The organism is Loktanella sp. F6476L (assembly GCF_023015725.1).
GTDB lineage: Bacteria > Pseudomonadota > Alphaproteobacteria > Rhodobacterales > Rhodobacteraceae > Yoonia.
The window spans coordinates 119,560-140,727 of the sequence record NZ_JALKAR010000001.1; the positions used below are offsets into that span (position 1 = coordinate 119,560).

At 56.0% G+C, this 21,168-nt stretch carries 17 protein-coding genes; 9 read left to right on the plus strand and 8 right to left on the minus strand.

The genetic code is table 11. The annotated features are described in order from the left end of the window. The first annotated feature begins 18 nt into the window (after window positions 1–18). Window positions 19–1,317, plus strand: coding sequence for a malonyl-CoA decarboxylase (locus MWU61_RS00560; RefSeq protein WP_247125896.1), 1,299 nt, complete (start codon window positions 19–21; stop codon window positions 1,315–1,317). Next, a complete protein-coding gene (locus MWU61_RS00565) occupies window positions 1,314–2,804 on the plus strand; it encodes a malonyl-CoA synthase (protein ID WP_247125898.1) in 1,491 nt (496 codons plus the stop codon). Before MWU61_RS00560 ends, MWU61_RS00565 begins: the two co-directional genes overlap by 4 nt. 30 nt (window positions 2,805–2,834) lie before the next feature. On the opposite strand, the gene MWU61_RS00570 is transcribed toward MWU61_RS00565, so the two are convergent. Next, complete coding sequence (locus MWU61_RS00570) at window positions 2,835–3,749, minus strand: endonuclease/exonuclease/phosphatase family protein (RefSeq protein ID WP_247125899.1); 915 nt, start codon at window positions 3,747–3,749, stop codon at window positions 2,835–2,837. Window positions 3,750–3,979: 230 nt separating this feature from the next. Between MWU61_RS00570 and MWU61_RS00575 the strand changes: the two genes are divergently transcribed. The 7 genes from MWU61_RS00575 to MWU61_RS00605 all read left to right on the plus strand — a co-directional run bounded on the left by MWU61_RS00575 (window position 3,980) and on the right by MWU61_RS00605 (window position 11,508). Then, window positions 3,980–5,269, plus strand: a complete 1,290-nt coding sequence (locus tag MWU61_RS00575; protein ID WP_247125901.1) for a ferric reductase-like transmembrane domain-containing protein — start codon at window positions 3,980–3,982, stop codon at window positions 5,267–5,269. Between the two features lie 29 nt (window positions 5,270–5,298). Continuing rightward, window positions 5,299–5,982: a response regulator transcription factor gene (locus tag MWU61_RS00580; protein ID WP_247125903.1), complete on the plus strand. Its 684-nt coding sequence runs from the start codon at window positions 5,299–5,301 to the stop codon at window positions 5,980–5,982. After that, complete coding sequence (locus MWU61_RS00585; RefSeq protein ID WP_247125904.1) at window positions 5,951–7,276, plus strand: HAMP domain-containing sensor histidine kinase; 1,326 nt, start codon at window positions 5,951–5,953, stop codon at window positions 7,274–7,276. Before MWU61_RS00580 ends, MWU61_RS00585 begins: the two co-directional genes overlap by 32 nt. A gap of 89 nt (window positions 7,277–7,365) precedes the next feature. Then, window positions 7,366–7,605, plus strand: coding sequence for a hypothetical protein (locus MWU61_RS00590; protein WP_247125906.1), 240 nt, complete (start codon window positions 7,366–7,368; stop codon window positions 7,603–7,605). Window positions 7,606–7,633: 28 nt separating this feature from the next. After that, window positions 7,634–8,173, plus strand: a complete 540-nt coding sequence (locus MWU61_RS00595; protein ID WP_247125908.1) for a hypothetical protein — start codon at window positions 7,634–7,636, stop codon at window positions 8,171–8,173. A 354-nt stretch (window positions 8,174–8,527) separates the two neighbouring features. Further along, complete coding sequence (locus MWU61_RS00600) at window positions 8,528–8,944, plus strand: hypothetical protein (protein ID WP_247125909.1); 417 nt, start codon at window positions 8,528–8,530, stop codon at window positions 8,942–8,944. Next, window positions 8,941–11,508, plus strand: coding sequence for an HWE histidine kinase domain-containing protein (locus MWU61_RS00605; protein WP_247125911.1), 2,568 nt, complete (start codon window positions 8,941–8,943; stop codon window positions 11,506–11,508). Before MWU61_RS00600 ends, MWU61_RS00605 begins: the two co-directional genes overlap by 4 nt. 26 nt (window positions 11,509–11,534) lie before the next feature. Here the strand turns inward: MWU61_RS00605 and MWU61_RS00610 are convergent, their stop codons facing one another. Genes MWU61_RS00610 through nirB form a run of 7 tightly spaced genes read right to left on the minus strand, consistent with a single transcriptional unit; the run spans window position 11,535 to window position 21,164 of the window. Next, the gene (locus MWU61_RS00610) at window positions 11,535–12,668 is read right to left on the minus strand and encodes an MFS transporter (protein ID WP_247125912.1); all 1,134 of its coding nucleotides are present in this window, start codon (window positions 12,666–12,668) and stop codon (window positions 11,535–11,537) included. Between the two features lie 32 nt (window positions 12,669–12,700). Continuing rightward, window positions 12,701–13,456 (minus strand): DeoR/GlpR family DNA-binding transcription regulator, encoded by a 756-nt coding sequence (locus tag MWU61_RS00615; protein WP_247125913.1) that lies wholly within the window; start codon window positions 13,454–13,456, stop codon window positions 12,701–12,703. 41 nt (window positions 13,457–13,497) lie between these two features. Beyond that, window positions 13,498–14,904 carry a siroheme synthase CysG gene (cysG, locus tag MWU61_RS00620; RefSeq protein WP_247125914.1) on the minus strand — a complete coding sequence of 469 codons (1,407 nt, stop codon included), beginning with the start codon at window positions 14,902–14,904 and terminating at the stop codon, window positions 13,498–13,500. Continuing rightward, complete coding sequence (locus tag MWU61_RS00625; RefSeq protein ID WP_247125915.1) at window positions 14,901–15,824, minus strand: glycosyl transferase family 3; 924 nt, start codon at window positions 15,822–15,824, stop codon at window positions 14,901–14,903. The genes cysG and MWU61_RS00625 overlap by 4 nt, the downstream gene beginning before the upstream one ends. Beyond that, complete coding sequence (locus tag MWU61_RS00630) at window positions 15,821–18,397, minus strand: nitrate reductase (protein WP_247125916.1); 2,577 nt, start codon at window positions 18,395–18,397, stop codon at window positions 15,821–15,823. The genes MWU61_RS00625 and MWU61_RS00630 overlap by 4 nt, the downstream gene beginning before the upstream one ends. Further along, a complete protein-coding gene (gene nirD / locus MWU61_RS00635) occupies window positions 18,394–18,735 on the minus strand; it encodes a nitrite reductase small subunit NirD (protein WP_247125917.1) in 342 nt (113 codons plus the stop codon). Before nirD ends, MWU61_RS00630 begins: the two co-directional genes overlap by 4 nt. Further along, window positions 18,732–21,164 (minus strand): nitrite reductase large subunit NirB, encoded by a 2,433-nt coding sequence (gene nirB, locus MWU61_RS00640; protein ID WP_247125918.1) that lies wholly within the window; start codon window positions 21,162–21,164, stop codon window positions 18,732–18,734. The genes nirD and nirB overlap by 4 nt, the downstream gene beginning before the upstream one ends. Window positions 21,165–21,168: the final 4 nt, after the last annotated feature.

Below are 21,168 nucleotides of genomic sequence, written 5' to 3' on the forward strand. Positions count from 1 at the left end.
CGGAAGACGGAGAGACACGTGCAGCGCAATCGATTCCTTGGCGACCTTTTATCCACATTGTTTGATCGCAACAGCACTTTGCGCAGCACAGATGATACGCGTGATATCTACGCTTTATGTCGCGCGCTTCTGTCGGCCGAAGGAAACGTTTCCGGACAGACATTGGCGGGAACGGTACTGCAACGCTACCAATCACTGACTGATGCGGAAAAAGTTTCATTCTTCACGTTTCTGAACGATGAGCTTGATGTCGATACGGGCGCACTTTCCAGTTTGGTCCAATCCTACGCGGATGACCCCACGCCCAAGAATTTCGAAGCCATGTCATTTGCCGCTGAACCCAAACGGCAGGAATTACTGCGCCGATTGAACCAGCCGGTTGGCGCGACGCAGATCATCGTCGGGATGCGGGTCGATCTGCTACGCATCTTGAAGTCGCGCCCCGAACTGCAACGCACCAACCACGACTTTATCCATTTGTTCAGCAGCTGGTTTAATCGCGGGTTCTTGGTGTTGAAGGCCATCGATTGGGATACACCCGCTCGGTTGCTCGACAAAATTGTGGCTTACGAGGCAGTTCATCAAATCAACGATTGGGATGATTTGCGACGCAGGCTTTACCCTTCGGATCGCCGTTGCTTTGCGTTCTTTCATCCCGCGATGCCGGATGAACCGTTGATTTTTGTGGAGGTCGCGCTGACGGAAACGGTGCCTGGGTCCGTGACGAAACTACTGTCCGAAGTGCGCACCCCGCTCGCCGTTGAAGATGCGAAAGTTGCGGTGTTTTATTCGATTTCTAATTGCCAACGCGGGTTAACGGGGATTAGCTTTGGCAACCTTCTGATCAAACAGGTCGTCGCGGAATTGTCCCACGCATTTCCGCAATTGGAAGACTTCGTCACCCTGTCCCCCATACCCGGCCTGAACCGCTGGTTGTCCACCCAAACGTCTAATCCCGATCATGGGCACATTGCGACAGCCATTCTGGACCAAAGCGCTGAACCGCATGACATTCGCGCAATGGCAGCCCGATATCTTTTACATGCCAAACGTGATGACGGGATGCCCGTTGATCCCGTCATGCGGTTTCATTTGGGCAATGGTGCAGAGGTCTTTGATGTACATGCGGATGCGGACATATCTGCCAATGGTCTTGCTCAATCCAGCGGCGCTATGGTCAATTACAAATACGATTTGTCGCTCACACAGCGGCACCACGAAGATTTTGCCTTAAACGCAATCGTGACAGCCGCAAAACCTGCGGTGGCACTGTCAAATTCAACGCTTTCAGCGAAGCCCAAGGAAGTCGCAACGTGACCAATACCCTCTATGACGCGCTGATTGCGCCACATGCCCAAAGTGATGCAACTTTCCTAACGCTTGATGATGGTCGCACCCTGAGTTTTGCAGATTTCACTTGTCGGGTCGCGCAATTAGCGCATGTTTTGGAAGATGCTGGCGTATCGGCTGGCGATCGGGTTCTAGTACAAGCGCCGAAACTTCTGGATACCATCGCGCTTTATGGTGCGGCTGTTCAGACCGGTGCGGTTTATTTGCCGTTGAATACCGCCTACACGCAGTCTGAACTGGCGTATTTCATGCAAGACGCAGGACCCAAAGTGGTGGTCTGTGACGCAAGCAGCCAAGCAGAGGTAGCGTCAATTTGCGCGGATGGGACGACGATCCTGACCCTTGATGCAAAAGGGCAAGGGACATTGTCCGCGCAGGCGGATGCGCAATCAAAGACCTTTGAAACTGTGACACGCGGGCCAGAAGATTTGGCTGCGTTGCTCTACACGTCTGGCACCACTGGGCGATCTAAAGGCGCTATGCTGTCGCATAAGAACCTGCTGTCGAACGCACAAAGCCTGGCAGATCTGTGGCAGATTAGCGCTGACGACCGCTTGATCCATGCCTTACCTATTTTCCATACGCATGGGCTGTTTGTGGCGATGAACACGTCGTTGCTGGCGGGGGCGCAGGTCCGGTTTATGACCGCTTTCGACATCGATACGATTATCTCTGAATTGCCTCATTCGACGATGTTGATGGGGGTGCCGACGTTCTACACACGTCTACTTGGCGATGCGCGGCTGACGCGTGATCTGGTCGCCAACATGCGTCTTTTTGTTTCGGGGTCCGCGCCATTGCTCGCGGAAACGCACACGGCGTTTGAAGATCGCACAGGACACCGTATTCTCGAACGCTACGGGATGACCGAAACCAACATGATCACGTCAAACCCGTTTGATGGGGATCGGATCGCGGGTACCGTCGGCTACGCGTTGCCGGGCACAGAGGTCGAAGTCACCGACAACGGCAAATCGGTTGCCGCAGGCGAAATCGGCATGATCGAAGTACGCGGCGACAACGTGTTTCAAGGCTATTGGAAAATGCCAGAGAAGACGGCAGAAGAATTGCGCGACACCGGTTTTTTCATCACTGGTGATCTGGGTGTGAAGTCAGAGGATGGGCGCATTTCGATTGTCGGGCGCGAAAAAGATCTGATCATTTCGGGTGGCTACAACATTTACCCGAAAGAGATCGAAGATGTGATCAACGACATCGACGGCGTTCTTGAAAGCGCTGTGTTCGGTGTGCCGCATCCTGATTTTGGCGAAAGCGTTTTGGCGTCAGTGGTGCTCGAAAATACGGACATGACCCCCGACGCGATTGCAGCGCAGGTCGAACCGAAACTGGCGCGGTTCAAACACCCGCGTCGCTACATGATCACCGACGCTTTGCCGCGCAATACTATGGGCAAGGTGCAAAAGAATGTGTTGCGCGCTGAAAATACGGACTGAATTAAGCATCACGTAGACAAGCGCGAATGATTACCTGCTGAACTTGAAATCCGCAGCAACCGGATAGTGATCTGTCGGCCATTCGCCGTCAAATTTGCGTCTAAGAACAGCGGGATCGCCAACCAGTTCAACCGCTCCCACACTGCCAATATGATCGATTGCGCCAAACAGATTGATGCCTCTGTTCATGTGATACGTCGCACCGCGTACGGGCGCAAACTCGACACCGGCATCTGCAATGATGTTTGTGGTCTTGTCGCCTATGCGTGCGTTCAAATCACCCACGACAAACAGCGTTTCACCCGCTGCTATCCAAGGGGCAATGCGATCAGCAACCAACTGCGCTGACTGAAAGCGGTTTGACCGACTGGCATAATCCGTATGGATGTTCACAACGCGGAACTGATCGTTGGTTCTTTTGTCCTGAAAAACAGCCCAAGACGCAAAAGCGGGAAATGATCCGTTAAAGGTGCGTGAATAGATGACATCCGGCGTGTCCGAGAAAAAGAACCAACCTTGATCGACCAAGTCCAACTGTGTTGTGCGGTACAAGATGGGCTGTGTTGACGGAAATTCATTCGGGTCGCCAACGGCCGCCGCGGCGTAATCGGAATTGTTTTCCAGCAACCAGTCGAGCGTCAGGTTCGTATCCCCGTTATTGCCACGCGCAAAGCTTTCCATTTCCTGAAACGCAATGACGTCAGCGCCAATTTCCTTAAAGGCAAGGTCTAACGGGCCCTTCCGGCGTTCCCAATCGGCGACCGACCACGGGCCGGTTTCTTTGCTCAGGATGATGTAATGCACGTTGTAAGTCGCGATGCGCAGCGTTTCATTCGTCGTAGGCGGCAGCGCGGTTTCGCCTGAATTACGCGCAATCTGGCAGCCGACCACGGTCAAACATGTCAAAACAAGGCTGACGAAAATCTTGGCAATTCGTTTGATCATGGGGGGGGGCTTCTTTCGTGTTAGTCTTGCCCCGTTTATCGCGTCGATAGCCTTGCGCACAGGCAAATTCGCTTTGCTGACAAAAATGTAATGTTGCGGCAAGCCCGAGGTAAAGATCGACGCCTAGATCATTCCAATCCAATCAGAAGGGACATGGAATGGGCTTGGGATTATCGTCAGCGAAAAAGAGACTGAAACAAACAGGTTCGTTAGTCTGGATGTGTGTCATCGTGCTTGCACAAGTCACAATCGTCGCGCCGTTTGTGCCTGTTAGCAATATATTGCCTGCAAGTTTTGGTGCGTTAACGCTGACCGCGTTGGCGGCGGCGTTGGTGCTTGCCGCGAGATGGCGGGTGGTGGACACGATCCTTGGTGGTCCGGACAAAAGTTACGAAGCGCACCGCGCAGCAGGTATCTTGTCGATGATTGGTTTGTCGGGGCACTGGGCTCTGGCGTCATCCGTGGGGCGGGGGATTTTCCCGCCGCTTGCCGAAACTGGCGAAGCCGCCGGCGTCGTTGCAGCCTACGCCATGCTCATCTTAGCGGCGGTGTCTGCGTTGAAGATGATCCCCTATCATATCTGGAAAGCCAGCCATTGGCTGATGGGGCCGATGTTCCTAATCGCCGTCTATCACACATTTCTAGCCGCCACGCCGCTTGCGACATTCAGCGCCCCTTGGATTTATCTTGCCGTTGTTAGCGTTCTGGGGCTGATTGCATGGGGCCGAACGCTATCGCGGCACAAACGTGGCGTGACCACTGTGTCCGTCGTAGATGTGAACACGGTGGGGCAAGCTATCGAATTGACTGTCGCCGCTGACCATCCTTTGCAGGACTACCGTCCGGGACAATTTGCGACACTGCGCGATCCGTCTCTTGGGGAAGAACGCCATCCCTTCACGATCGCAGGTGGCTTCGGTCGACAACGCAAGTTCGGGATTGCGGCTGGTGGCGATTGGACGCGAAATTTGGTGGACCGCATCCGCGCAGGGGACACATTGGAGTTAGGATCACCAGAAGGGCGCTTCTATCCCAAAATCGCCGATAACCGCCCTACGCAAATGTGGCTCGCGGGCGGCATCGGCGTGACACCTTTTCTGGCGGCTCTTGAGTCGATGAAACCTGATGACTGCGCAGGCGTGACAATGATCTATTGCTACCGTGGGCAAAACACGGCTGTGGGTTTGGCTGCCTTGCGTCACCATGCGGATAGACTGCCGCAACTGACCTTAATCGAAGCGGACAGCAGCGTGGCGGGGCGCCTAACACAGGATCAAGTCCAGTCTGTAATCGGTCAGATACCCAAAGGGCCAGCCCTGTTCATGTGTGGATCAGAGCAATTGAAAGCAATGATTGCAGCGGTTTGGCGCGACATGGGGCAGACGGGGCGCATCCACACCGAAGCCTTCGATTTCAGGAATGCATGGCATGTTTCCGACCTTTGGAAGTCAATACAGAGCGTGCTGAGGATGCTTTCGACTACTTTCGTGCCACTGGTCCCGCGTGGATTTAAGCGTTAAGCCTGATCCGTGAACCCGGAGAAAACACAGTGAAAATCCTGCTTTTGGAAGATGATCAAGAGATTGGTAGTTGGGTCCGTGATGGCCTTTCAAAGGCGGGTCACGTCGTCGATTGGGTGACCGACGGCAAAGACGCGTTGGTCTTGGCCACCACTCAGGATTTTGACGTGATGGTGTTCGACCGGATGACGCCGGGTCTGGACGGTATGTCTGTTCTGAAAGCCGTGCGCGCATCCAAGAATACAACGCCCGCGCTGTTTCTCACGGCATTGTCCGACATTGATGATCGTGTCGAAGGTCTGCAGGCCGGTGCTGACGACTACCTTCCCAAACCCTTCGCGCTGACCGAATTGGAAGCGCGTGTCGCCGCACTTGGCCGTCGAGCACAACCAGCCCAAACGGCTGAAGCGACGTCTTTGAACGTTGGCGATATTGCTCTGGATCTGTTGAAGCAAAGCTGCACGCGACAGGGCCAGCATATTGATTTGAACACCAAGGAATTTAGACTGCTCGAAGCATTCATGCGGGCAAAGGGGCGCGTTTTGACGCGCAACATGTTGCTGGAAAAAGTCTGGGACATGAATTTTGACCCGACCACAAGCGTCGTGGAAACCCACGTCAGCCGCTTGCGTGGAAAGATTGAAAAGCCGTTTGGCGATACCGTGATAAGGACGATCCGAGGTGCTGGATATATTTTCGACCCTCAAGGCTAATGCTGCCCGCATCTGGCGGATGACAGCGCTGCGGCAGACGGTGCTTTTGACCGGCGTGTTCATCGTCGTGCTAGTCGGGGCAGGGGTAATCGCGGCCTTCGAAGTCCGCGAAGAAATGTCCAGACGGGCCGATGACCGTATCGAACGCCGCCATATCCAGATCGTGCGCGACGTGGCCGCTGGTGAATTCGATCTCAAAGACCTGCGCAATACCGGACTGGAACGGTTTTTCTTCACGCCTGAAACGGCATCACAAGACCGTAGTCTAAGGCGGCAGGGGTTCTTTACCGATCAGCGGCTTTTGCCACGCAGGCGCGACGATGACAGCGTTTGGATGTTTTACGGCGGGGCAGTGTCGGGTGGATGGCTGGTTGTTGGGCAGAACATCGGCGAATTCGCTATCTTCGATGAGGTTTTGACCCAAGCATTTCTCTGGGTCGGGACGTTGGCCGCGATTGTCGCGTTGGTATTTGGGCTGCTGTTTGGCTGGCGCAGCCAACGGCGGATCACGGCCATCTCAGCGGTGCTTGATCAAGCGGCGCAAGGCGATTTATCCGCGCGGGTGCATGCCAAGGGCCAAGAAGACGACCTGAAAATGCTTGGTGATCAAGTGGACGACGCCATTGCGCGGATTGATGTGCTGCTGGTGCAGGCACGCAGCTTTTCGGCCAATATCGCGCATGATCTCAAGACGCCGCTGACACGGTTGCGCATAAGACTTGAAACTGCGCTGACTGGTGATGGCGATCCGATTGATGGGATCGGCGCAGCGTTGGAACAAACTGACCGTGTCATGTCGATATTTGATGCGATTTTGCAGCTTGGGAAACTGGATTCCGGTGCCATGAAGCAGACCTTCGCACCTGTCGATCTTGCGGCCGTTGCGACCGAATTGGCCGAAACCTACGCGCCAGTGGTCGAAGACAGCGGACGACATTTTTCAACCCAGATTTCCGCGGTTGAGATTAATGGCGTTCGTGTGCTGTTGACGCAATTCTTGGCCAATCTGATCGAAAACGCATTGCGGCACACGCCCGAAGGATCATCTATGGTTCTTGTCGCCAATTCGCATGAACTTGGCCTCACGGATGACGGTCCAGGCATACCCGCAGCAGAGCGGGATCGCGCGTTGGAACCATTGTACAGGTTGGAAAAAAGTCGCACGACCGAAGGGGCAGGGCTCGGGCTTGCCTTGGCCGCAAAGATCGCAGATTTGCATGATGCCCGTATCGATCTATCTGATAACCCCGCGGGGCAAGGGCTGTTTGCCCGCATGATTTTTAACAAAAAATGAACCTGACAAAAATGTAAGGTTCGCGCCAAGCAACCGTCATCTCCACCCTCCAAATGTCTTTCATCGCAACAACAGATGGAAAGACAAAAATGGAAAAGTTCAAAACATACGCAGCAACTGCAGGGGCCGCACTGGTCGCAGTGCTCATCGCGCCTTTTGTCGCCGTATTTGGGCTGACCATGCTGGGCCTCGCCTTTGGCATGTCGATCCTGATGACCGTTGCGATGATCGCCATTGCTTGGCGCAATCAACCTCAGTGCAACACTGATCAACCTCGGGCGGCTTCGCCCGATACACAGGCCGACGCATCTGATGCGCAGCCTGCCTAACTCCCAACCCAACCTTAAGGAAATCAAAATGAAAACCGAAAAAATGATCCCCGCTACGTTTCTTGCCGTTGCTTTGACACTGACAGGTATCGGTATGGCAGGCGCACAAACCGCTGACACAAACGTTGTTACTGAACAGGCGGAAACATCCGTTGATGGTCAAGTGACGCGTGCTGATCATCGGGGCGACCGCGATCATGGTCGTGACCGTGGCGAACGTCGCGGCGGCGGTATGGCATTCGGCGCACTACTGAACGACGCAAATGATGACGGTGCGATCACGCAAGATGAAATCGATTTGTTCCGGACCGCACTGGTGGCTGGTGCAGACGCATCTGGTGAAGGCGATATCTCTATCGACGAATTCCAGTCTATCTATCTGGAACTGATGCAAGAACGGGTCGCTCATAGTTTCGAACGTCTTGATGCGGATGACGATGGTCAAATCACGCAAGCCGAAATGGACGAGAAATTCGGCGACATTGTCGAACGTCTGGACCGCAATGATGACGGTGCGTTGACAGAAGACGATCGCGGACACCGCAAAAACGGTCGTGATCGTTCGTAAGACATCCATCAATACGGGAAGGGCTGCCAAATTGGCGGCCCTTTTCACATGCGTGGCTTGCAATATAAGACACTTGTGCAGCGGTGCCCCATGGACGCATTTAGTGTAACTTGCTATGTCATAGATTAATGACAGCTGCACGGCGTCATGAAAGTTGTCCCCTTTCATCGAAGCGACACCCCGCGCGACTTCGCTTCCATATGGTTTCACGCTTTGCCTCAAGACTTCCGAAATATTCTACGTCAAGAAACGCGTGTTGCGCATGATCAGCTGGATCATCAATTCACACAAATTGATATCGCTAGCCGGGATGGTCTTAAGGCTTTCGTCGGTGTTCATTTGGCTTGTTTTCAGATGATGCAAACGCGACTGCGGTCCCCGAATTTGTCTGGTGCGACGTTGCAGGACATGATCAATGGTCTTGCTTTGGATGCAGCGGTGCTTGGCATTGATCATCCTGTCGATGCACCCGCGCTCGAGCACCAGATCGACCCTTTGGCGATCGACTATTTGGTCGCTGGATCACGGTTAGGGTCAAAGGTCCTGTCACGGCGCTGGGCCCAATCGCAAGATCCGGTGGTTCAAAACGCCAAGACGTATTTCAGCCAGTCCAGCGACCCGACTTTGTGGCCAGCTACATGTCGCGCCCTGTCTGACATCCCTGTTGCGCATGCGCGTGCTGCGTATATTGTAAAAGATGCGAGAACGCTTTTTCAGTTATTTATCTCGGCTTCCGAAAACGTTGCTTCAAGAAAGGATGCAACCCTTTGACTGACGAAAGCCTCCAGTTGGACCCAAATGAAACTGTCGATCTGACCAACTGCGACCGTGAACCTATCCAGTTTTTAGGCAATGTGCAGTCTTATGGCTGCCTGATTGCGACCTCATCCGACTTTATGGTCAAGCACGTGTCGGCGAACGTCCAAGAGCTTTTGAATATCGACCCAGATGCCGCGATCGGTGGCCGTCTGAATGATCTGTTATCACAACGCATGGTCCATGACCTGCGGACGAAGTTGCAGATGTTGAATGCAACAATGCCGACGGCCCGCGTCTTTGGATATGACGTGCTTGAAAATGGCACTTACTTCGATATTTCGATCAGCGCGGTGGACCAGTCCTATGTATTTGAATTTGAACCGAAGGTTGCGCTGGAAACGCGCGATGAAATGAGCCTCGTGCAGCCGCTTGTTGCGCGTGTCACCCGTGCGCCGGACGTCATGAAGGCGTGCGAACAAGCCGCGGTCGCCGTGCAAGCCTTGTCAGGTTTTGACCGCGTGATGGTCTATAAGTTCGATGATGACGGTGCGGGCGAAGTGATCGCAGAAAAACGCCGCGCTCATATGAAACCGTTTCTCGGGCTGCGTTACCCGGCAAGCGATATTCCGAAACAGGCCCGTGCGTTGTATCTGCGTAGTCCGCTGCGCTTGATTTCGGATGTGGACGGGGCCGTTTCGCCCATCCTGCCAGCGACAAACGTCCATGGTAAACCGCTTGATCTGTCGCTTTGCGTGACCCGTGCTGTGTCCCCAATCCACTTGGAATACCTGCGGAACATGGGCGTTGGCGCGTCGATGTCGATTTCAATCATCAAAGACGGAAAACTTTGGGGCCTATTTGCGTGTCACCACGAAGCTGCGCGTTACGTCGATTTTGAACGGCGCACAGCCATTGAGTTGTTCACGCAGTTCTTCACTTACGAACTGATCCAAAAGATGGAACTAGAGACGCGGCTCAAGACCCAAGAAACCCGCCAGATGCACGACAATCTGATGGTGCAGATTTCGGGTGGGGCCGACTTGATCGAAGGTTTCGATTCAATCGTTGGCGAATTGAGCGGTCTGATCGCAAACGATGGCGTTGCGGTCTACACCGATGGCCGCTTCGCTTCGCACGGTGATACGCCTGATGAAGCAAGCTTTCGCAAGTTGGTGCGCTTTTTGAATACTGCGCCGTCCGGTCAGGTTTTTTCGACGCATGCGTTACCTGCGGTTTATCCTGCTATTGAGGACCAAGATGCTGATGTCGCCGGAGTTTTGGCTGTGCCCATCTCGCGCACGCCGCGCGACTATATCGTGTTTTTCCGCCGTGAAATCGTCAAATCGGTCAAATGGGCGGGTGATCCGAACAAACCGGTCACGGTCGGACCGAACGGCACCCGTCTGACACCGCGCAAAAGTTTCGACACTTGGAGCGAGATGGTCCGGAACACGTCCGCGCGTTGGTCCGAGGGTGAACAGATGGTCGCCGAAGGGCTGCGGATTTCTTTGACCGAAATCGTCTTGAAACTGACGGATGAAGCAAACGAAACCCGCAGGAAAGCGGCCGACAAACAAGAACTTCTTGTCGCGGAATTGAACCACCGCGTGCGCAACATCCTGAACTTGATCCAAGGGTTGGTCGCGCAAAGCCGTAGTGGCGCATCTGATGTTGCAACTTATACAAAGGTTCTGGATGGACGCGTTCACGCGCTTGCCCGCGCACATGACCAATTGACCAATCAGGAATGGTCACCAAGTTCTTTGCGTCAGTTGATTAACGTTGAAGGTCAGGCCTTTCTGCTGAATGGAAACGACCGTGTTAAGATCACGGGTGACGCCCCGATGCTGATGCCCGAAGCGTTTTCGACCCTCGCGCTTGTGATACACGAGATGATGACCAACTCTGCGAAATACGGTGCTTTGACGGATCGGTCAGGTGCCGTGTCGATTGACCTGAAGGTACAAGCCGATGGCGCATTGATTATTCAATGGCGCGACGTTGGTGGCCCGCCTGTGCAGGCCCCCCTGCGCCGTGGATTTGGGTCAACGATTATCGAAAAGACTATCCCTTACGAACTCAAAGGTAAGGTCGAAACACGGTTTTTGCTGACAGGTTTCGAAGCAGACCTAACGATCCCGTCTCGCTTTATCTCCAACGAAAAAGAACCGGTCTTGCCGACAACACAATCGAACGATGCGAAACCGATGACGCCGGATGTTCTTTTGTCCGGTGAAGTTTTGGTCGTCGAAGACAATATGGTCATCGCGCTGGATGCATCTGATATCATAAGCGATTGCGGGGCCGACCATGTGCATATGGCCGGATCCGTCGATGATGCGCTGGCAATTTTGGAAAAGGCTGACGTTTCCTTCGCTTTGCTTGATGTGAACTTAGGTGATCAGACGTCTCTTCCGATTGCCGCTGTGCTTGCAGAACGCGGCATCCCGTTTGTGTTGGCGACTGGGTATGGCGACGCGCAAAGCATCACCGCAAATTACCCGCCAACGCACGTCGTGAAAAAGCCGTTCACTGCTGAAAAGCTAAGGGATGCCGTGTTCCGCGCGGTGAACTGATCTGACTGCCACGCTAGTTCCGGACATCATTTGCGTACGACAATTTGGGCTGTCAGTGGCACCGCGGCCATCAACGCCGCGACCAACCAGAAGGCGCTGGGTAGGCTCGTCGCATCGGCCGTGAACCCGATCAGCGCGGGCCCAAGCAGCACCCCTGCGTAACCTGTCGTTGTCACCGATGCGATTGCCAGTCCGGCTGGCATGATCGTTTGACGCCCAGCGGCACTAAAGAAGATCGGCACAAGGTTTGCGGCCCCCAGTCCAATCAGGACAAATCCGGCAAATGCAGCGACCTGTGCGTCTGCCAGTAGGATCAACGCGACACCGCATATGGTGATCATCCCGCCCGCGATCAGCACCCGAAATTCGCCCAATCCGCGGATGATCCGATCACCGCCAAGCCGCGCGATGACCATGGCCACAGAAAACAGAATATATCCGATGCCTGCGTTCTTTGCTGTGCTCAGGTCCCTTTCGATGACCAACAGGGCACCCCAGTCCAGCACAGCGCCTTCCACCAAGAACGTGATCGCCGCAAGCGCAGCCAGCAGTAGGACGACGCCGCGCGGGGCCGCAAATGGTTCGGGATCATTTCCGCTGACGGACAGCAACCGTGTACGGGTGTGCAGCATCGCGCCGCCCGCCAGAACCGCGCCGATCAGGGCAGTCAACGGGATCGGCACACCGACAGACAGCAATACCGTTACCATTGCGGCCCCAACTAGACTGCCAATACTGAATTGTGCGTGGAAATTAGACATCAGCGGGCGTCCCTCGCGCCCTTCGACTTCGGCCCCATGGACGTTCATCGCAACATCCAACGTGCCAATTGATGCTCCGAAAACAAACAACGTAACCCCCAATCCGATGGGCGTATTGACCAAAGCCAAAAGCGGCAGCATCGCAATAAGACCGAAACCTCCGCACAGGATCATCAACCGTGCTCCTCGTCTCGCCGCAATCACACCTGTGACGGGCATCGCGACAATTGACCCAAGACCCAAGCAAAGCAGCAGTAAGCCAAATTGACCTTCATCCGCGCCAACATTGGCTTTGATAAACGGGAAAAGCGGGGCGCAACAGGCCATCGCAAACCCCGCAACCAAGAACGCCAATCGCGTCGCAAGGCGTGCAGGCGCAGTTTCTGTGTAATCGGTCATGGCGGTCCTTCGGAGAATGAAATGTCTTGTGATTATGCGGTGATGACGCGCGCGCCCGCACGTGAAAGCGGCAGTGCCATCTCAGACAGGGCGTCGGTGACGATGTCGTCGATCTGGTCTAACGCCAGCGTGTGATGTCGGGCGCGGCGGCCAATCTTCGCGGCATCTGTCACAACCAGCGTTCGGGACGCGGCGGTTGCCATCGCGGCCTTCACCATTGCTTCGGCGTGATCATCGGAACTCAGGCCAAAGTCGCAGTCCAACCCACATGCGCCCAGCACCGCGATGTCCGCAGATAGCGTCGCGATCTTTGCATGTGTCACGTCGCCCGTCGCGATCCCGCCCGACGCGCTTAATGTGCCGCCTAACAAAAACACAGGGATGCTGCGTTCTTGGCAGGCGACCGCGATCCATGGTGACGGTGTCACTACAAGCCGTCCGGGGATGATCGGCAGACGCGCGGCAATCGCGAGCGTCGTTGTACCGCCGTCAAAAAGGACCGTTGGGGCGTCTGCGATCCAGGCGATTGTTGCGTCAATCAGTGCCGTGTTGACGGGCGGTTGCTTCGCCAAGCGTGAATGTAACGGGGATGAAGGTGCTGCGATCGGCACTGCGCCACCGCGCACGCGTTGGGCTTTCCCGTCCGCTTCCAGCGCGAGAATGTCGCGTCTGATCGTATCGAGAGAAACATCAAATTCGACAGCGACGTCTTGCGCAATGATTTGTCGTCCGTCAGCAAGACGTTCGGCCAAAACCTGTTGGCGCGTATCTGGGATATTTAGATTCATGCAAAATCCTGCAAAAAGCTGCAGAATCATGCATACTTGATTTACGAGACCATCGTCAACTTCGGTGCCGCGGGAACAACAGGCTGTTCGATCTGTTTCGTGTCAGGCCACCGCAGGAACACAATCGCCGTATCCGTAATGCCTGCCGACTTCAGATCATCGGAAAGCTGGCGCACGCAGCTTTTGACGACCTTCTGCGAACTGCGTTGTGCGTGGGCCACTGCCGTAATTTCGATTTGGTCAACACCATACAGGGCCTCAATCTGGGCACCGATATCTGCCGCAGCGCCCACTGCCATATACAGCGCCACGCAAGTGCCCGGACGCATGTTCATCACGGCCTCGGGGACAACGTAGCCGTCTTGCAGATGCCCCGTCGTCAGTACTAGGGTATTCACTTCGTCGCGGTCTGTTAGACTTTCGCCAATCGCAGCGGCTGCCGCGCAAGCAGCAGTAACGCCCGGTACAATTTCGACGTCAATGTCATGGGCTTTCAATGCACGCGCCTCTTCGCCACCGCGTCCAAAGATACCGGGATCGCCGCACTTCAACCGCACCACGCGCTGCCCGCGTTTTGCGGCAGAGATCAACGTTTGCGTGATCTTTTCCTGCGGCCAGCTATGGCATCCGGGGGCCTTGCCCACGTAAACGCGTTCGGCATCGCGGCGGGCCAGTTCCAAGATTTCAGGCTCCAGCAGGCGGTCGTAAAAGATCACGTCGGCTTCTTGCAAGCGTTGCACTCCGCGTAATGTGATGAGGTCCTTTGATCCCGGACCGGCTCCGACCAGCGACACGCTGCCCGCACCTTTTGCGTCAATCTCGCCTGTGGCGATCGCGTTCTTGATCAGGCTGGCCGCTTCGCGTTCTGCGCCGCGTGCGTGGGCTTCGCGCGGGGCTGCGTTAAAGACCCAGCGCCACAAATCACGCCGTGCGCGTGGGGCAAGACGGGCGGCGGCTGCGTCGCGCAACCGTCCCGCAAGTGCGGCAAGATCCCCAAGCCGCGGTTCCAACGCTTGTTCCATTTGCGTTTTGATCTGGCGGGCAAGAACGGGCGCTGTGCCTTCGGTGCCAATCGCCACGACAACAGGGTCACGGTCCACGATCGACGGGGTAATTGCGTCGCACAACGCAGGTTGGTCGACGACATTGACGGTCGCACCTGCATCCTTGGCAATCGCGTGGATCGCGGCATCGATGCCCGGGCAACCAGAGGCGACAAAGACCAAAGCGGTATCTTCAAAATGTGCGGCGGTAATCGGTGATGTGTCATGGCGCAATTTACCAGCGGCGGCGAGCGCTGACAGCTCTTCGTCCAAGGCAGGGGCCATCACAACGATTTCGGCTTCGGTTTTCAGGATCAACCGTGACTTTTGTGCGGCTTGTTCGCCGCCACCCACGATAACAACGCGGCGACCCGCCATTGTCAGAAACATCGGGAAGGTTTTCATGCGCTTAGTCCTTCTGTCTGATGGCGGCGATCCCAAAGATCATCAGCCATCGTTTGTGCGTCGGGTAAGGTTGGTGCGGCGCGCAGGGTCCACAAAGCCAGCGCAGCCGTTCCGGTGACCGTTGCTGTGGCGAAGCTATCCGTGCGGTGGCCTTGCCAGATTTGGCCAAGGTCCAGCGCGTCATCGGCTTCGTGCAAACGGCGGGTAACGGGCAAAAGCGCGGGCGCATCTTCGGCAATATGATCGCCACCGCGCAGGCCAAACAGAGTGACGCCTTTGGACGGATGCCGTTCGAATTCGCCACCGCCCCCTTTGATAATTGTCAGATCGGTCTGGCCCAACAAATGCGCGGCTTCAGCCTGTAGGCTGCGATATGACGGATGAAACACACCTTGTACCGTCGCAGCAGCACCCGACGGGTTCCACATCCGTAGAACCGTGTTGATGCAGGATCGCAAGCCAAAGGTATCGCGCAATTTCAGCAGGCGAAACGCGGCAGGCGCGATATCTTCGAGTGGGCTGTAGGTAATGCTCGGCCCTGCCAAATGCAGGTGGTCACGTAGGGCAGCAGGGGCGTTCCAGCCATGCATCGAAACTTTGTAACCTGCCTGCGCGACCAACCTTGCAGACAGCAAAAACAGCGGCACACCGCGTGTCCGGCCTGCCGCATAAACGGGCCAATCCAGATCAGCCGCTGGGATCGTGCCATGCACATGGTCTCGCAATGCGGCGGTGAACCCTGCGATTTCAGCGGGGACTTCGCCGCGCAAACGCAACACCATCAGCAATGCGCCAACAGCTTCGGGTTCCGCATCGCCCGATAGCATCAGCGTCATGGCAGCGCGGGCCTCATTCAGCGTCATAGGCCGTGCGCGCCCTTGGCCGCGGGCGACGATCTGGACATAGGGCGCGAGGCTCATTCGGCTGCCATCGGGATTGTTGCGCTTGCGATTAGCGCTGCCAATTCGGGTTTGCACGATCCGCAGTTGGTTCCGGCACCGGTGCAATCGCCCAAAGCGGGGACCGTAGCGGCGCCGCCCGCGATTGCGTTCAACAATGTGTTCCGGCCCACATTCAGGCAGGCGCATACGGTCACACCAGGATCAGGACGATCGGCTGCAGGACGGCCGCTGAGCGCTGAAAGTGGCGCGTCGGTCGTGCCAATCGCGTTGATAGCCGTGTTGCGTGACAACGCGATGGGGGATTTGCCAAAGAAGCCAAGTGCGTGCACGACGCCATCTTGGGAAATCGCAATCCGCGTTGTGCCTGACGCGGGATCAGTCACTAGGGCGACATCGGCATCAGCTAAGCCAGTGAGCATGATCGTGAACTCAGCCCAATCGTCGGGCAACGTCTGACCCGCCATTTCCATCTGCCAGCCTGTCTGCGTACGGGCGAGTGCTGCGTAATCAGCCGTCGGTTCCATCGCATTGGCACAGGCCACAAACCCGAACCAAGCGGCGTCAAATTTTGCCACGGCCACATCGCCGCCTTTCAGGGCAGGTTGACCCGAAAACGGATCAGTCACGGGCGCGAGCGTCGCGTTCACGGTCCCGTTGCGGCTGCGCTGTTTCGTCCAATGCATCGGGGCAAAGGGCTGGCCAACTGCCACACGGTCAGTCACCAGAACACGCAGCACGGCTTGTCCGAAGTCATTGCTGACGGTGACTAGATCACCGTCCGTGACATCTTTGGCATTGGCATCTTCGGGGTGTAGTTCCAGATAAGGTTCCGCAAGATGCGCCCCAAGCCGCGCAGTCTTACCGGTGCGCGTCATCGTGTGCCATTGGTCGCGGTTACGGCCTGTATTCAAACGGAAATCTGTCTTGCTCAGGGTCGGGGCGGTTATTGGCAGCATCTTGGCTTTGCCGTCCGCATGGTAAAATTTGCCATCGGCAAAGAAGCGACGGTCGTTCGCGGGCCATTGTGTCGGGATCAGGTTCGCATAATCGGCATCTGCAAAAACGCTCAGATCCAAATCGCGGTCAAAGCCTGACACATCGGCGGACAGGGCGACGTATTCGGCGAAAACATCAGCCGGCGTTTCGAATGCGAATGCATCACCAAACCCCATCTTCGCAGCGACATCGCAGATGATTTTCCAATCCGCGCGCGTTTCACCCGGCATCGGTAGAAACGACCGTTGCCGTGAAATCCGGCGTTCGGAATTCGTGACTGTGCCGTCCTTTTCGCCCCAACCAGCGGCAGGCAGCAATACGTCGGCCAGATCGCCCGTATCAGTGCGTTCCATGATGTCGGACACGACAACGAAAGGCACCGCTTTGATCGCATCAGCGACCGCATCGGCATTCGGCATCGACACCGCGGGGTTGGTGGACATGACCCACAAGGCTTTGATTTTACCGGATGCGCAGGCGTCGAATAGATCAACGGCTTTCAGACCCGCTTGCGTACAGATTGTGGGGCTTTCCCAGAAAGATTGCACCGCGTCACGGTGGTCCGCGTTTTCGATTTCGAGGTGATTGGCGAGCATATTGGCCAGACCACCAACTTCGCGACCACCCATCGCGTTAGGTTGTCCGGTCAGGGAAAACGGGCCTGCGCCGACCTTGCCGATACGACCCGTCGCAAGGTGGCAATTCAGGATCGCGTTGACCTTGTCGCTACCGCTGGCGGATTGGTTCACGCCTTGGGAATAAAGGGTCATGACCTTTTCCGTGCCCGCCCAAAGCGCGTAAAAGTCCTGCAACTCGATATCGGTCAGACCCGTATCAGCGACGTTCGTGTCACGGGCCGCGGCAATGGCTGCATCGAACCCGTTGACGTGCGCATCAACGTAGTCTTGGTCGACAGCGTCAGTGGCGGCGATATGGCTAAGCAAACCGTTGAATAGTGCCACGTCACCGTCAGGTGCAATCCGGAGGTGCGTATCGGCCAGATCGCTTGTCGCAGTTTTGCGTGGATCAATATTGATCACCCGCATGTCTGGGCGGGCTTCTTTCGCGGCAGCGATCCGTTGATGCAACACAGGGTGGCACCACGCAAGGTTCGATCCGACCAACACGATCACATCGGCCTGTTCCAAATCCTGATAGGTGCCAGGGACGGTGTCTGTGCCAAAAGCGCGTTTGTGTCCCACAACAGAAGACGCCATGCAAAGACGTGAATTCGTGTCGATATTGGCCGACCCGAAATAGCCCTTCATCAGCTTATTCGCGACGTAGTAATCTTCGGTCAGCAATTGGCCCGACACATAAAAGGCCACACTATCAGGACCATGTTCGGCAATCGCAGCGCTGAATTTGTCGGCGACGAGTGACAGCGTGCTGTCCCAATCCGCGCGTTTGCCGTCGACCACCGGATGCAGCAGGCGACCATCAAGATCGATGGTTTCGCCCAATGCGGTCCCTTTGGAACACAACCGCCCAAAGTTGGCAGGATGATCCGGATCGCCCTTCAGCGTACCATCAGCCCCAGCAAGCACGCCGCAGCCAACGCCACAATAAGGGCAGGTGGTCTTCGTCAGGGTCATTCCGCAGCCACCGCGCGTCCGGTCAGTTGGGCCGCGTCGATCAGGATACGACCTGCGTCAACACGGGCGGGGTATGTGGCGACTTGGCCCACGTCTTGTCCCTGCGCCATGCCCGTTTCCAAGCTGAACACCCAGTTGTGCAACGGGCAGGTAACGGATTTGCCATGCACGATCCCTTCGGCTAATGGGCCCTGTTTGTGCGGGCAGGCGTTATCCAGCGCGAAGACTTCGTCATCCGCAGTCCGGAACACGGCGACACAGCCATGTGCGGTTTTCAACATCCGTGCGCCACGTGCGGGTACGTCGTCCAACGGTGCAACATCAATCCACTGGGTCATTCTGCGGCCTCCAACGATAGGTTTGCAAGCGGTTGATATGTTTCCGCTTTCTTCACGTGTTCCGCCCATGGGTCATGGCGGTAGATAGTCTGCGACAGCTCGAAACGATCCACCAAAGCAGCGCGGTTATCCAGATCATCAACGATCTGTTCCTTGATCCAATCAAGCCCGACTTTGGCCATCCATTTGTAGATACGGTCAAGATATTTGGCCTGTTCGCGGTACAGTTGGGATACGGCCTTGATGACGAGGATCGCTTCATCCTCGGTCGGGACTTGCACCAGCAGTTCGGTTTCTTTGACGTCCATACCAGCCGCACCACCGATGCTGATCTGGTAACCACTGTCGACGCAGATCACGCCAATGTCCTTACAGGTCGCTTCGGCACAGTTTCGCGGGCAACCAGACACGCCCAGCTTCAGCTTGTGCGGCGTCCAAGCACCGTGCAGCGTCTTTTCGAGCTTGATGCCGAGACCCGTGCTGTCTTGCGTGCCAAACCGGCAGTGATCCGTCCCAACACAGGTTTTCACCGTGCGCAGACCTTTGGAATAGGCGTAGCCGGACACCATGCCAGCGTCGTTCAAATCCTTCCAGATGCCCGGCAAATCCTCGCCCTTCACACCCAGCAAATCGATCCGTTGACCGCCAGTCACCTTCACGGTTGGCACCATGTATTTGTCGGCAGCATCGGCAATAGCGCGCAGTTCGTCCGGCGTGGTGATCCCGGCCCACATCCGTGGCACGACACTAAACGTGCCGTCTTTCTGGATGTTCGCGTGTTTGCGTTCGTTGATAAAACGGGACTGCGGGTCGTCTTTGTATTCCAGCGGCCAATCAGCCAGCAGGTAAAAGTTCAGGGCGGGGCGGCAAGTCGGGCAGCCGTCCACCGTTTTCCATCCGCATTCCTGCCAAACTGCATTCATCGACGTCAGTTTCTGGGATTTGATCATGCGCCGCACGTCTTCGTGGGTCATGTCGGTGCAACCGCAAACGGTCGCAGCCGCTGGGATCACAAAGTCATCGCCAAGCGTGACGGCCAGAACCTGTTCGACAAGTCCCGTACATGTCCCGCAAGACGCAGACGCCTTGGTTGTCGCTTTGATGCCAGCAAGGTCCGTGGACCCCGCCGCAATCGCATCTTCGATTTCGCCCTTACAAATGCCGTTGCACCCACAGATCTCCGCATCACGCGGTAAGGCTGCAACGGCTGAGAGCGGGTCCACTGCGGCACCCCCTTGAAACGCAGGGCCAAAGATCACCGTTTCGCGCATGTCGGCGATGTCGGTTTTGTCTTTGATCAGGCCGAAGAACCAGTTGCTATCGGCCGTGTCGCCATACATCACCGCACCGACGATCACGTTGTTTTCGATGACCAAACGACGGTAGACGCCGCGCGCAGGGTCGCGGAAAACGATGTCTTCGCGGCCTTCGCCTTCGGCAAAATCACCGGCACTGAACAGATCACAACCCGTGACTTTCAGCTTGGTAGACAATTCTTTTTGAACAAACGTCGCGTCTTCACCCAGCAGAGTTTTCGCGGCAACCTTGGCTTGATCGTAAAGCGGGGCAACCAAACCAAATATCGCACCGTTATGTTCGACACATTCGCCAACGGCCAGAATATCGGGGTCAGACGTGACCATCTGGTCATCGACATGGATGCCTTTTCCAACAGCCAGACCCGCATCTTGGGCCAGTTTCACGTTTGGACGGATGCCCACGGCCATAACCAACAGATCACAGGGCAATTCAGTCCCGTCATCAAGTAACAGGGCGCGCACCTTGCCGTTCTCACCAAGAATCTCTTTAGAGTTGGCAGAGCATTTAACCGTAATGCCTTTGTCAACCAACGCCTTACGCAGCAGGTATCCTGCGGCTTCATCCAACTGACGTTCCATCAGGTGCCCCATGATATGGATCACGGTGACATCGACACCGCGTGCAGCCATGCCTGCGGCGGCTTCCAGACCCAACAGACCACCGCCGATAACAACGCATTTGTTGTCAGGGCCTAGGTCCATCATTTTTTGCGTATCTTCCAGATCGCGGTAGGCAATCACGCCGTCCAGATCATGACCGGGCAGGGGGATCATGAACGGGTTGGATCCGGTCCCGAACATCAATTTGTCATAGGACAGCACATCGCCGTTTGCCGCGGTGACTGTCTTTGCTTCGCGGTCAATCGCATCAACCTTTTCGCCGAAACGGCAGGTTACATCATTTTCCGCATACCAAGCGTCGTCGTGCGTGACGATTTCTTCGTAAGTTTTGTCGCCCGCAAGAACAGGGGACAACATAATGCGGTTGTAGTTCCCGCGCGGTTCCGCGTTGAACAGGGTGATTTTGATATCGGACCCTGCGCTACGCAGGTCTTCAATCGCGCGGCCAGTCGCCATGCCTGCGCCGATAATGATTAGATGGTCACTCATGTGA

Excerpts from the sequence above, each read along its gene's own strand:
- cysG (WP_247125914.1), bottom strand. The coding sequence starts at position 14,904 with ATGAAAACCTTCCCGATGTTTCTGACAATGGCGGGTCGCCGCGTTGTT.
- MWU61_RS00625 (WP_247125915.1), bottom strand. The coding sequence starts at position 15,824 with ATGAGCCTCGCGCCCTATGTCCAGATCGTCGCCCGCGGCCAAGGGCGC.
- MWU61_RS00600 (WP_247125909.1), top strand. The coding sequence starts at position 8,528 with ATGATGCAAACGCGACTGCGGTCCCCGAATTTGTCTGGTGCGACGTTG.
- nirB (WP_247125918.1), bottom strand. The coding sequence starts at position 21,164 with ATGAGTGACCATCTAATCATTATCGGCGCAGGCATGGCGACTGGCCGC.
- MWU61_RS00630 (WP_247125916.1), bottom strand. The coding sequence starts at position 18,397 with ATGACCCTGACGAAGACCACCTGCCCTTATTGTGGCGTTGGCTGCGGC.
- MWU61_RS00590 (WP_247125906.1), top strand. The coding sequence starts at position 7,366 with ATGGAAAAGTTCAAAACATACGCAGCAACTGCAGGGGCCGCACTGGTC.
- MWU61_RS00595 (WP_247125908.1), top strand. The coding sequence starts at position 7,634 with ATGAAAACCGAAAAAATGATCCCCGCTACGTTTCTTGCCGTTGCTTTG.
- MWU61_RS00615 (WP_247125913.1), bottom strand. The coding sequence starts at position 13,456 with ATGAATCTAAATATCCCAGATACGCGCCAACAGGTTTTGGCCGAACGT.
- MWU61_RS00610 (WP_247125912.1), bottom strand. The coding sequence starts at position 12,668 with ATGACCGATTACACAGAAACTGCGCCTGCACGCCTTGCGACGCGATTG.
- nirD (WP_247125917.1), bottom strand. The coding sequence starts at position 18,735 with ATGACCCAGTGGATTGATGTTGCACCGTTGGACGACGTACCCGCACGT.
- MWU61_RS00570 (WP_247125899.1), bottom strand. The coding sequence starts at position 3,749 with ATGATCAAACGAATTGCCAAGATTTTCGTCAGCCTTGTTTTGACATGT.